Below are 12,851 nucleotides of genomic sequence, written 5' to 3'. Positions count from 1 at the left end.
GGCTAATGCTTCGCCCCGTCGCTCACCCATTTATCGTCAGTGATGGTCCGTCGCGGCGATCCGCGGCAGCGTTTCATAAGAATGGAACGGTGGCGGTGACGACAGCGTCCATTCCAGAGTTGTCGCTCCGACGCCCCATGGGTTCGCCGCCGCCTTTTCCTTGCGGATGAAGTAGGCGTGGAACATCGCGAACAGGAAGACGACTACGCCAAGCGTCGTGATGTACGAGCCGTAAGACGAGATGCGGTTCCAGTAGGCAAACGCCTCGGGATAATCGGCGTAGTGGCGCTGCATGCCGGCCAGACCAAGGAAGTGCTGCGGGAAGAACAGCACGTTGGCGCCGATGAACGTCAGCCAGAAGTGAATCTTGCCAAGCGTCTCATTGTACATGTAGCCGGACATCTTCGGGAACCAGTAGTACCAGCCCGCGAATATCGAGAAGACGGCGCCAAGCGACAGCACGTAGTGGAAGTGCGCGACGACGTAATACGTATTGTGCAGCGAACGATCGATGCCCGCGTTAGCGCACATCACGCCCGTCACGCCGCCGACGGTGAAGAGGAAGATGAATCCCAGCGCCCAGAGCATGGGCACGCGGAACTGCAGCGAGCCGCCCCACATCGTTGCGATCCACGAGAACACCTTGATGCCGGTGGGCACCGCGATGACCATCGTGGCGAACATGAAGTAGGCCTGCGTATCGACGCTCAGACCCGCCGTATACATGTGGTGGGCCCAGACGATGAAGCCGACGAGGCCGATAGCGACCATCGCGTACGCCATTCCGAGGTAACCGAAGATCGGCTTCCGCGAGAACGTGGACACGATGTGGCTGATCATGCCGAAGCCGGGCAGGATGAGAATGTAAACTTCCGGATGACCGAAGAACCAGAAAAGGTGAGCGTAGAGGATAGGATCGCCGCCACCTGCCGGATCGTAGAAGGTCGTACCGAAGTTGCGGTCCGTCAGCAGCATCGTGATGGCGCCGGCAAGAACCGGCAGCGACAGAAGCAGCAGGAACGCAGTCACGAGCACCGACCAGGCGAACAGCGGCATCTTATGCAGCGTCATGCCGGGGGCACGCATGTTGAAGATCGTCGTGATGAAGTTGATGGCGCCGAGGATAGAGGACGCGCCAGCAAGATGGAGCGCCAGGATACCGAAATCGACCGCGGGACCGGGGTGGCCAATTCTGCCCGACAACGGAGCAACGAGGATCCAGCCTGCGCCGACGCCGTTCGCATCGGCGGTGCCCGGCACGAACAACGAGATAAGCAGAAGCGCGAACGCCGCCGGCAACAGCCAGAACGAGATGTTGTTCATGCGCGGGAACGCCATATCAGGCGCGCCGATCATCAACGGCACGAACCAGTTGCCGAAGCCACCGATCATAGCGGGCATGACCATGAAGAAGACCATGATCAAGCCGTGACCCGTTACGAAGACGTTATAGATGCCTTCGTTGGCGAAATACTGCAGGCCCGGCTCCTGAAGTTCCAGTCGCATCATCACCGACAGGAACAAGCCAATGCAGCCCGCGAACATCGCGAACAACAGGTATAGCGTGCCGATATCCTTGTGGTTCGTCGAAAAGAACCAGCGCTTAAAAAATGGCGGGGCGTGATCGTGCCCGTCGCCTTCTGCGTATGCCGTGCTTCCCATTTCGTAGAGCCCTTGTCCCGGAAGTTTTGTCTGATCTTTTTTTGTTGAGCGTCAGATCTGTCGAGCTATTGCCCGGCCATCGATGAGCCGCCGTTACGGCGCTTGAGCTACCGACTGAAAGTCAACCTTGCTCGCAGTGTCCGCATCGAGGATTTGCTGCGCCTTCTTCTTGTCCTTGGCCTTCACAGCCGCCATCCATGCATCATAGACCGGCTGGTCCACAACGCGAACGACGATCGGCATGGCCGAATGGAGCTTACCGCATAGCACAGCGCACTGGCCGTGATAGGAGCCGACTTTCGTCGCCTTGAACCAAACAGCCGCAACGCGGCCCGGAACGGCCTGCATCTTCACGCCAAACGAAGGGATCGTCCAGGAATGGATGACGTCGTTAGACGTTACGAGGACGTCGACGACCTTGTTGACCGGCACTGCGATCTCTTGATCGACCGTCAACCGGCGGAGCTTCTTTTCTTCGCTCCAGAGCGGAAGCGAAGCTTGATAGAGAGCGTTGTGAAGTGCGGCGCCTTCGAGCGAGCCGAACTCCTTGTCGTAAGCCTCGTCGCCGATTTTCGCCCGCAGGACGTCCTCGTCGTTGACCATATTCGAGGTGATCGTCACCTTGTCATCGACATACTCATGCTCCCAGAACCAGGCGTTGCCGGTTGCCTTGATCGTCAGATCGGGCTTGGGAAAATTGTACTGATTGAAGAGGAGGTGGAAGGAGGGGATCGAAATACCAACGAGGATCAGGATCGGAAGGATCGTCCAGGCAACCTCAAGCATCGTGTTGTGCGAGGTTCTGGATGGCGTGGGGTTACGCTTCTCGTTGAAGCGATACATCACGTAAACCATCAACACGAGAACGAACAAAACGATCACGGTGATGATCGTATTGATGACATGAAAGAGGTCGAAGATCTGGCCCATGATCGGGGTCGCAGGGAGCTGCAGACCCAGCTCGCCATCTGTGGGCTGCCCGAGACCAGCCAATGCCGGGGCCAACCCGCCGAGGGCAACCGCCAAACACGCGGCCGCCATAATGGCAACCGCGCCAAACATCCTATTCGACATTCCTTCGCTCCCAATTCGTCGGTTCAGATCCCCCTGGACCGACAGCCTCCCAGATTTACCTGACACCCCGGGCCGGCGTGTCATTCCCGTTCTTTATTGCCCAGCTTACGCACTGGGAATGGCCCGCCGACGTCGCGGACCGAATGCCTCATCGATTTGTTAAGGCGGGTTGATAAAGAGCACAATCTCTTCGCTCGCCTCAAGTCAAGCTTTCTGCGTCATTTCTTCGCGAAACAGCTGTGCCGAATTGGCGAATCGATCATCCTCCCCGGTTAGTGGCGACATTTTTCGCGACAGAATTCGGCCGGATTCCTGGACGACGAAGCGCGCTCTCCTTCGTCGCTTTATCAATTGGGCGCCGCCCGCGAAAGCAAGGATCATCGATTGTCACCGCATAAAACGGGCTTCTGGGGCCATCCGGCAATTCATTTGCGCAAAATGATCGCTAACCGGATGCTGATCTTGGGCGCGCTCACCGGCCTTCTCGCAATCGTACAACTGGTGGGCGGGCTTGCCTTACCGGACAAAGCGTTCGCTGTCGATGCGCCGGAGGGAACGGTCAAGTCTCAGCATGGGGACTGGCAGGTCGTCTGCAAAGATCCGCCACCGGGTTCCAAGAACCCCATTTGTGCGCTGGTCCAGAGCGTGACAGCCGAGGACAAGAACAATATCGGCCTGACCGTCTACTTCCAGAAATTCTCGAACGGTACGCGGGTACTCAGGGTTTTTGCGCCGCTTGGCGTGCTTCTGCCGCCGGGCCTCGGCCTCAAGATCGACGACAAGGATGTCGGACATGCGCCGTTTCTCCGGTGTCACAGCTTCGCGTGCTATGCCCAGGTCGTTGTCGAGGACTCGCTCGTCGAGCAGCTGAAGACGGGGAAGACTGCGATCTTCATCATTTTTCAGACCGAGGAAGCGGGTATCGGCATCCCCATTTCGCTCAAGGGCTTTGGCGACGCTTTGATCGAACTCAAATGACGAAGGCCGATTGGCGAACCAATCGGCCTCAACTTCGGTTCGTTTCGGTTGGCTGACGCGAACGTCAGGCGACCCTGCGCTCTCAGGCCACTCTGCGCTCTGGCGTTTCGCCGGAAGGCTGGCGATCCAGAAGTATCAAACCGTCTCTAGCCGGCTTGGACGGCAAGGGCAGCACCTTCGGCGTGACCGCCTCGGTAGCTTTCTCCACCGCAGCCGCGACGCGCGGGACGGTCTCTATGTAATGCCCGGTGATCGTCGCCCAAAACTGAGCATGCGCGCTGAGCACGTCGACCGGTGTCGCCGGCTGCATCATTCGATGCGCCCAATGGACAAACGCCTGTGCTTGGCGCGCTTGCAAGCTTGCGACCTCCAGCTGCGTCCGGCCAGCAGCTTTCAGAAAAGGCTGCCAGAACATCGATGTACTGTCGGCCAATTCAAAGGCTTGCTGATAGAATGGATAGTAGAGCGAAGTATTCGTGGTACGCGTGCCCTCTTCATATGCCATTGCTGCGTCCTCCCAGACACAAAATATGCTGCGGCCCTCGACGGCCAACTTTTCAAAGCTTCTGCGCCAATAACTGTAACTTGCGCTAATTGTGGGTCAGTATCACGGCAGCCCGCGGGCCGCAGTTCACAGATGCGTGCTTTGGCAATCCATTCAAGGGCAGCAACCGCATCTCTACGAGCAGCTAAAGATTGTACGCTGCCTTCACTGCAGTTCGATGACTCAGATCAAATGCAATCAAGTTGAAAAATGTCAGTAGGCGGAAAACCCCACGCTACACAACCATAGTTATACAATCGTAAATTCTGCTTATCTCTAATTGAACTTAAGAACTTTGCTTAGTTCATCTTGCGTTCTTCTTGACGCTCTTCGTTTCATTCAGCGTTATGTTCAGCTTGGTTAATACAAACGTTTGTAAAGAGCGTCGGCGGCATTAATGTTGCGTTTGGGGGAGTGCCGTTGGTGCCTGCTCTCCGTTGTGGCCTCTTTGGTCATCGCGGCCGCGCAGATTTTCCTTGCCAGCTCCGCATCAGCGCAAACGAGTGATCCACCTACGGACTGGGTCCAGGAGAAATACGGCTGGCGAGAAGCTTCCGGCGGGTTCGACGTGGCTCGCGACCAATGGCTCGCCTATTCGGGAATGACTTTCGCCCTTGGTAGCCCGGATATCTACAGCGACGGATGGCGTCTTCGTCTGGGCGGGGGGTATGGCCGGTACGGCTACGACAGCATCCCGTCGCACACGAATTGCGGTGATGCGACTTCGAACGACATTTGCGGCGAAGATGGGCGCAGCCGGAAACACTACCAAGTCGGACATTCCTACGCCGAGGTTCTGCTTGGATATCATCTGCAGTTGGGCCGACTGACTGCGAAAGCATTCGCTGGCGCGACGATGTCTTCGAAGGATCATCTCAAGAGTGATCCGGATGCCCGCGATGACGGTACCCGTTACGGCGTTAAAGGCGCCTTGGAATTCTGGCTCACACTCAGCGCGGATTCCTGGACATCGCTCGACCTCAGCTATTCGACAGCGAGAAACGAGTCCGCGGCGCAGTGGCGGTCCGGCTGGCGCGTCTCGCCGAAGCTATCGATCGGCCCCGAGCTTCGCTATGACAAGAATGTCGAAACGGGCGACGGCGCCTGGAACGGACGAGCTGGCCTCTTCACGCGTTACGAATGGAGCGGCGGCGAGATTTCGCTAGCCAGCGGCGGGCTTTGGAGGGTCGAGAATTGGGCGGCGGAAAATCCCTCGGCCTATGGAACCGTCAATGTGCTTTTTCAATACTAAGCCGTGTCATAGCGATTGATTACAAAGCGGCGGGGCAATCTTCGGGGATAAACAAAATGAATACATCTCTGGCGAGGATCCCGGCTCTGATGCTCGCATTGCTTTTTCTACTCGCCGCCTTTCCAATATCCGTTCTCGCGGGCAGTTGCGCTTCTTCGCCGATCGTCGCGCGAGGCGAAGAAGCCAGTTACGTCTGGCTCGCAAAAACGAAGGCCCGAGCGAACTGGCGCGCAAAAGTTCGCGCAACTCCCGCACTTGGGCCGAACTTCGCAAATTGGGCGCGAGCTCAAGATACAGAAGAACGCTGTCTAACCGGACCAGCGGGAACGTTGTGCATCTTCACAGGCAGGCCCTGCACACCCTGATCACGTGAGGCATTTCAATCTCACCTCGCGACGGATTGCGTTCAATCAACGCTTATTGAGAAACATTTTGGCGATTCAGGAATTGGGCTTCAAGAAAGTGCGCTATAAGACAGGGGATCAGACGCGCCCGTGTTGATTGCACTGCCGATCACCGAGGGGCCCGCGATCCCGATGACGAAACGAAATTACTCCATGCCTGCGCATTTCATTGCCGTTTGCGATGTTCGGATTACCGTTTAGAGGCGCGCCCATATGAGGCGAAGTACTTCTTCGATCACATAATCGATTTCAGCGATTGCGCGGGACCGTTTGGTCGACGGCCTGCGGAGCGCTATCGATCTCGCGAGATTGCGAAATCCGCCCGGCCGTAGGCTCGGGCGGTTGAGAGAGGAGCGGTGGGCTGCGGGACCTACTGCTCCTCTTTTTTGCAAAAATGATCCTTCTGCCTCGGCCCGGCTGACCGGCCCGCACTTTTGCTCGCGGACGCATCGAGTTGCAGCCGCATCCACCCCGTGGCCCCGTAGGATCACCCCGAATTTTTTACAAAACGAACACCTGTTCGCCTTGACCTCTCCGCAATCGTTCGACAAACAGAACGCTCGTTCTTTTATTGTTGCTCCCCCCCACGGACGATTGCCGCGATGCCGAAGCTCAAGCCAGATACACAGCGCGCCCGACGAGAGCACATTCTCGACGCGGCGCTCACATGCTTTGCTCATGGCGGATTTCACGCCACCACGATGCAGACGATTTGCCGGGAAGCGGGCGTCAGCCCCGGCGCGCTCTACGTTTATTTCGACAGCAAGGAAGCGCTGATCGCGGGGCTCTGTGAGCGCGACCGCGCGGAATTTGCCGAACGTTTCGCTTCTCTCGCCACTGCGCCGGACTTCCTCGAGGCGCTCAACGCCATCGGTCAGCACTATTTCATCGACGAGGGCGCCGAGAAGCAGCGGTTCGTCATCGAGATGGGTATCGAGGCAACGCGCAATCCGCGCATCGCCGAAATCTTCATGAGCGTCGACAAATTTTGCTCCGACAACTTCGAAGCGTTGTTTCTCCGTCTCCAAGAAGAGGGGCGCATCGCGCCACGGACTGACATCCAGACACTCGTCAAGGTTTTCAATGTCATCGGCGACGGCATGTTCTGGCGGCGAGCCATCCATCCGACGGCAGACATGCGCGCCGTCCTCCCAGTCATGATCGACCTCATCGGCACATTGCTCAATCCAGTGGAGCCGAAGACTTCCCATTCGAAAGTTTCCGCACGCGAGGCGCGCCGATGAATATGAGAAAGTTTTTCTTCGGCCTGCTTGCGGCGAGCGCGGTGGCCGGAGGGGGTTACGTCTACCTCGAGAAAAAACACGCAGCAGCCGCGCAAGCCGAAAGGCTCGAAGCGGCGAAGCCGGTCGCGGCTCCAACAATCACCGTCTCGAAGGTCGGCATCGATAATTTCGTCGAGACGGCGGCAGTTTCCGGCTCGCTCGTACCGCGTGAAGAGATCCTCGTTTCTCCCGAGGTCGAGGGTTTGCGGGTTCTCGAGCTGCTCGCGGACGAGGGAGATAAAGTCAACAAGGGTCAGGTTCTCGCCCGCCTCGTCGCGGAGCAACTCGATGCGCAGCTCGCGCAAAACGACGCCAATCTCGCGCGGTCAGATGCTGCGATCGCGCAGGCCGAAAGCCAAATCGTGCAATTCGAGGCGCAGTCGAAAGAGGCCGCCGCGCAGTTCGACCGCGCGGTACCGCTGAAGCAGTCCGGCTATCTTTCGGGCGCCACCTACGATCAGCGCGAGAGTGCTGCGCACACGACCGCGGCGCAGCTCATTGCGGCGCGCGACGGGTTGACGGCGGCGAAAGCCGAGAAGGCGCAAGTCGAGGCCCAGCGCCGCGAACTTATGTGGCGGCGAAACAATACCGAAGTAACGGCGCCTGCGGACGGCGTCATCAGCCGGCGCATGGCGCGCATCGGCGCGATGGCGTCGACGGCCGGCGAGCCGATGTTTCGCATCATCCAGAACGGCGAGATCGAACTCGACGCCGAGATCGTCGAGACCGAGTTGAAGAAGGTCAAAGTCGGGCAAAAGGCCATCGTGACGGTGCCGCAGAACGGCGACTTCGACGGGAAGGTTCGCCTCATCGCGCCCGAAGTCGACAAGGCTACCCGGCTCGGCCGCGTCAAGATTTTCCTCGGCGACAATCCCTCGCTGCGGATCGGTTCCTACGCCCGCGGGCGAATAGAAACAGCGCGGAGCCGCGGCCTTGCCGTGCCTTCATCCGCAGTGACATTCGATCAAGGTCTCGCGACCGTGCAGGTCGTCAAGGACGATACGGTTCAAAAGCACTCCGTCACGGTGGGCCTGATCGCGGGCGACCTCGTCGAGATCAAGAAGGGCGTCAACGAGGGCGATCTGGTCGTGACGCGCGCGGGGACATTCCTTCGCGACGGTGACGTCGTGCGCCCGGTTATTCCCGAGCCGCGGCTGAGCGAGGCGAAGTAATGCGCATCAACATCTCAGCTTGGTCGATCCGCCGGCCCGTCCCTGCCATTGTGCTCTTCGCTGTCTTGATGCTGCTCGGGATCCTCAGCTTCAAGTCGCTGCCTGTGACGCRCTTTCCGAACATCGACGTGCCGATCGTCTCGGTGAAGATCACGCAGTCGGGCGCCGCACCTGCGGAACTCGAAACGCAGGTGACGAAAGTCATCGAAGATTCCGTTGCGAACATCACGGGCGTCAAACACATCACGTCGACGCTGACCGACGGCTTGTCGGCGACTGTCCTGGAATTCCGTCTCGAAACAAATACCGACCGGGCTTTGAACGACGTCAAAGACGCGATTGCGAAAATTCGAGCCGATCTGCCGCGCACCATCGACGAGCCCGTCGTCGAGCGCATCGACGTCGAAGGACAAGCGATCCTGTCGTTTGCGGCGACATCGCCTGGCATGACGCTCGAAGAGCTTTCGTGGCACGTCGACGATGTCATAAAGCGGAAGCTGCAAGCAACGAAGGGCGTGGGCCGCGTCGAGCGTTACGGCGGTGTCGACAGAGAAATTCGTGTCAATCTCGATCCCGATAAGCTTCTGGCCTATGGCATAACGGCGGCCCAGGTGAACGCCCAAGTCCGCTCGACGAACGTCGATCTCGGATCGGGCCGCGGGGAAGTCGGCAGCCAGGAACAGGCGATCCGCACGCTTGCCGGCGCGCGCGAGGTCGAAGCCTTCGCCGACGGAAAAATCATTCTTGCCGGAGGCCGCGAGGTTCGGCTTCGCGATCTCGGCCGCGTCATCGACGATGCCAGCGAGCAGCGTACCTTCGGACGCCTCAACGGCCAGCCCGTCGTCTCGTTCTCAATCTTCCGCACGAAGGGAACGAGCGACCTTTCGGTTGCCGATGCCGTCAACGCTTCGCTAAAGACGCTCGAAGCAGAGTATCCCGATGTCAAGCTAACGAAGATCGACGACGCGGTTGCGTACACGCGCGGCAACTATGTCGCGGCGATGGAAACTCTGATCGAGGGCGCCGTTCTGGCGGTTCTCGTCGTTCTCGTCTTTTTGCGCAACTGGCGGGCGACGGCTATTGCAGCTGTTGCGCTACCGCTTGCCGCGATCCCGACGTTCTGGGCGATGAGCTCGCTTGGCTTTTCGCTAAACCTCGTCAGCCTGCTCGGTATAACACTCGCAACCGGCATTCTCGTCGACGACGCGATCGTCGAGATCGAGAATATCGTGCGCCATATGCATATGGGCAAATCCCCTTATCGCGCGGCGCTCGAAGCCGCGGACGAAATCGGTCTTGCCGTCATCGCCATCACGCTGACGATCGTCGCGATCTTCGCGCCTGTGTCGTTCATGGGCGGCATTGCCGGACAGTACTTCAAGCAGTTCGGCATGACCGTGGCGGTCGCGGTACTCATTTCACTGTTAGTCGCGCGCCTCATCACGCCAATGATGGCCGCATATCTCTTGCGGCCCATTCCAGAGAAACCGCATGTGGACGGCGCAATCATGCGCGCCTACACCCGCTTTCTTTCGGCAACGCTTCGTTGGCGATATCTGACGCTCGTAACGGGCGTTGCGTTGTTCTCCGCTTCGATCTACGCGACGACGCTGCTTCCAACCGGCTTTTTGCCGGATGAAGATACGTCTCGCGTCGTCGTTGCAGTTGAACTTCCACCGGGGACGCAGCTCAACGAAACGCGAGACAAGACCGACCAACTCGTCAAATCGCTGAGGACAATTCCGGAAGTCAGCCAAGTGTTCGTGCTTGGCGGGACGAGCCCGACGGGCCAACTCGAGGTTCGCCGTGCAGCGCTTTTCGTGAAGCTCGTTCCGAAGACGCAGCGCAAGCTCACGCAGAAGCAGCTCAAGGCCATCATCGCGGCGAAGATTTCCGACGTTCCCGATACGCGCGCCTGGTACGTCAACGAGCGCGGCGAACGGGAGCTGTCGTTTTCGATGCTGTCGCGCAACGGTGAAGATCTCAAAGTCGCAATCGGCAAGTTGGAGACAGCGTTGCGCAGCGTTCCGGGCTTCCGCAACGTTGCTGCGTCCGGCTCGACGGAACGGCCGGAGATCCGGATCGTTCCGCGCCTCGACGAAGCCGCTCGCCTTGGCGTCGCGCCCGATCAGATTGCGGAGGCCATTCGCGTCGCGACGATCGGAGACGCTGGTTTCAACCTTGCAAAGTTTACGGTCGGCGACCGGCAAATCCCCATCCGCGTGCAGCTTGAAGAAAGCACGCGCACCGATCTCAAGCAGATCGAGCAATTGCGCTTGACCAATGCGGCGGGCAAAGCAATCCCGTTAACTGCGGTTGCAACCGTCGAGTTCGGACGGGGCCCCGCCTCCGTCGAGCGCTTCGACCGGTTGCGGCGCGCCGTCATCGGTGTCGATCTCGATCGCGGCGTCGCCATGAGCACCGGGCGCGAGAGGTTTCTCGATGTCGTTCAAAAGCAGAAGCTGCCCGCGTCGGTGACGTTGCAGCCATCGGGCGATGCCGAGGTTCAGGACGAAGTCGCCGACGGTTTCATCACGGCGATGGGAACGGGCATTCTGATCGTGCTCGGGCTGCTGCTCCTGCTGTTCGGCAGCGTCTTCCAGCCGATCACGATCTTGCTGTCGTTGCCGCTGTCGTTCGGCGGCGTGGCATTAGCCTTGCTCGTCACCAATAATCCGATCAGCATGCCGGTTTATATCGGCCTGTTGATGCTCATGGGGATCGTGACGAAAAACGCGATCATGCTCGTCGACTTCGCGATCGAGGAGATCGCCGCCGGAGTCGAGCGCGGCGTGGCGATCATCGACGCCGGCCGCAAGCGGGCGCGTCCTATCATCATGACGACGCTGGCGATGGCCGCCGGCATGCTTCCCAGCGCGTTCGCTCTCGGAGACGGCGGCGAGTTCCGTGCGCCTATGGCGATCGCTGTTATCGGCGGCCTCTTGGTGTCGACGATGCTGTCGCTGGTGTTCGTGCCCTCGTTCTTCACCGTGATGGATGACCTCGGCAAGTTGATGCAGCACATTTTCGGGCGCTTCATCGGTCCGACGGACGAGCCGGATGACGAAACCAAGCCGGCGCAGGGCGCGTCCGGGACCACGGGCCATAACGGCGAGCAGAGCCATCGTCCGTTGCCGCTCGCGGCGGAATAAACTCGAAAGGAAAGTACCGGCATCGGATTGTCGACGACGGGGTGCGTGCCTACCTTTCAGCCAGGGGCCGCAAATGAAGGAACACCCGATATGTTCGACGCCAAATCGTTGCTTGAAAGTATTGTTCGCGGCGCAGCGCCCGCGGGACCATCAACATCAACTCCAACGCAGCAGCCGAATGGCGGTAGCAGCATTGGAGATATTTTGAATGAAATTCTCCGCAGTGCCGGAAGCGGAACCAATCCCCAAGGCGGAAGTCAGTCCGCACCAGGCGGAAGCGGCGGAGTCGGCGATATCCTGAACCAGATCAGCCGAACCCTCTCGCAGGGGCAGGCCCAATCGCCCGGGGCCGCGCCGTCTCAAGCCGGTGCTCAAACGGGAGATGCTGGCGCCGATCTTGGAGCCATCCTCGGCCAGATCAGGGAGAAGCTTGGCCAAGCCGGCGGCTCGGTGTCATCAAGCGGCGGCATCGGCGATATTCTGAGCCGAGTTCTCGCGCAGGCCACGCAGGGCGTCAAAGAAGGTTCGGCACGGATCGGGCAAGAAACCGGTGCAAGCGATGCTCTGGGGCGGCTAGCCTCCGACCCGCAAGCGGGTCAGCTGCTGGGCAAGCTCAAAGACCTCATTCAAAATAATCCTTATGCATCGAGCGCGGCTGCCGGTGGGCTCGGCGGTCTTTTGCTTGGAACACGCACCGGCCGGTCGGTGGCTGCAAATTCAGCGAAGCTTGGCGCGCTCGCGATGCTCGGCGGCTTGGCCTACAAGGCCCTTCAGAATTACGAGGCGGGCAAGCCGCTGCTTACGGGCGACGACTCAGTCGACAAGAGTGGCACTCCTCAGGCCGCCATGTCACCCGAACCGCCTCCGGCGGGATCGGGCTTCGAGCCGGCTGCCATGACGAACGACGCTGCGGTCCACTATCTTCAGGCGATGATCGCAGCCGCCTTTGCCGACGGGCGCATAGACCCAGGCGAGCAAGAGAAGATCATGGGCGGGCTCAAGCAGGCAGGTCTCGACGGCGAGGCCGAAGCTTTCTTGGCGAACGAGCTCAATGATCCGCCAACCGTCCAAGAGCTGGCTCAATCCGTCAGCACGCCTCAGGAAGCCGTCCAACTTTACATTGCGGCCCGCATCGCCGTTGCCGACGATTCTCCCGCCGAAGAGCGGTTTTTGGCGTCACTCGCGAACACGCTCAGGCTCGATCCGCGGCTGATCGCACAGATCGACGCGACGGCGCGGCAGGCGGCCGCTTAACGCCTGCTTGCATCAGTCGAATGGCTTTCACAAAGAAAAAGGGCGCCCGCTGATCGCGGACGCCCTTTTTGCATTC

9 protein-coding genes are annotated in these 12,851 nt (G+C 59.5%); 6 read left to right on the top strand and 3 right to left on the bottom strand.

Features of this window, described 5'->3' with window-relative positions:
• Nucleotides 1–36 precede the first annotated feature (36 nt).
• Nucleotides 37–1,662, bottom strand: a complete 1,626-nt coding sequence (gene ctaD / locus AC1DK3_RS01275; protein ID WP_477190495.1) for a cytochrome c oxidase subunit I — start codon at nucleotides 1,660–1,662, stop codon at nucleotides 37–39.
• A gap of 93 nt (nucleotides 1,663–1,755) precedes the next feature.
• The gene (gene coxB, locus AC1DK3_RS01270; RefSeq protein WP_477190494.1) at nucleotides 1,756–2,736 is read right to left on the bottom strand and encodes a cytochrome c oxidase subunit II; all 981 of its coding nucleotides are present in this window, start codon (nucleotides 2,734–2,736) and stop codon (nucleotides 1,756–1,758) included.
• A 384-nt stretch (nucleotides 2,737–3,120) separates the two neighbouring features.
• On the opposite strand from coxB, the gene AC1DK3_RS01265 reads away from it, so the two are divergent.
• Nucleotides 3,121–3,714 carry an invasion associated locus B family protein gene (locus AC1DK3_RS01265; RefSeq protein WP_477190493.1) on the top strand — a complete coding sequence of 198 codons (594 nt, stop codon included), beginning with the start codon at nucleotides 3,121–3,123 and terminating at the stop codon, nucleotides 3,712–3,714.
• A gap of 82 nt (nucleotides 3,715–3,796) precedes the next feature.
• Here AC1DK3_RS01265 and AC1DK3_RS01260 read toward each other — a convergent pair whose 3' ends face one another.
• Complete coding sequence (locus AC1DK3_RS01260) at nucleotides 3,797–4,219, bottom strand: hypothetical protein (RefSeq protein WP_477190492.1); 423 nt, start codon at nucleotides 4,217–4,219, stop codon at nucleotides 3,797–3,799.
• A 436-nt stretch (nucleotides 4,220–4,655) separates the two neighbouring features.
• On the opposite strand from AC1DK3_RS01260, the gene bcsS reads away from it, so the two are divergent.
• The 5 genes from bcsS to AC1DK3_RS01235 all read left to right on the top strand — a co-directional run bounded on the left by bcsS (nucleotide 4,656) and on the right by AC1DK3_RS01235 (nucleotide 12,775).
• Entirely contained in the window at nucleotides 4,656–5,510 is an 855-nt protein-coding gene (gene bcsS / locus AC1DK3_RS01255) for a cellulose biosynthesis protein BcsS (RefSeq protein ID WP_477190491.1), read from the top strand.
• A 1,006-nt stretch (nucleotides 5,511–6,516) separates the two neighbouring features.
• Nucleotides 6,517–7,158 (top strand): TetR/AcrR family transcriptional regulator, encoded by a 642-nt coding sequence (locus AC1DK3_RS01250; RefSeq protein ID WP_477190490.1) that lies wholly within the window; start codon nucleotides 6,517–6,519, stop codon nucleotides 7,156–7,158.
• Nucleotides 7,155–8,369 (top strand): efflux RND transporter periplasmic adaptor subunit, encoded by a 1,215-nt coding sequence (locus AC1DK3_RS01245; RefSeq protein WP_477190489.1) that lies wholly within the window; start codon nucleotides 7,155–7,157, stop codon nucleotides 8,367–8,369. The genes AC1DK3_RS01250 and AC1DK3_RS01245 overlap by 4 nt, the downstream gene beginning before the upstream one ends.
• Nucleotides 8,369–11,521 (top strand): efflux RND transporter permease subunit, encoded by a 3,153-nt coding sequence (locus AC1DK3_RS01240; RefSeq protein ID WP_477190488.1) that lies wholly within the window; start codon nucleotides 8,369–8,371, stop codon nucleotides 11,519–11,521. The genes AC1DK3_RS01245 and AC1DK3_RS01240 overlap by 1 nt, the downstream gene beginning before the upstream one ends.
• A gap of 204 nt (nucleotides 11,522–11,725) precedes the next feature.
• Nucleotides 11,726–12,775, top strand: a complete 1,050-nt coding sequence (locus AC1DK3_RS01235; RefSeq protein ID WP_477190487.1) for a tellurite resistance TerB family protein — start codon at nucleotides 11,726–11,728, stop codon at nucleotides 12,773–12,775.
• Nucleotides 12,776–12,851: the final 76 nt, after the last annotated feature.

The organism is Hyphomicrobium sp. 01T421 (genome assembly GCF_056398805.1).
The sequence above is the reverse complement of the archived record's forward strand: the minus strand, read 5'-3'. Positions and strand labels throughout refer to the sequence as shown.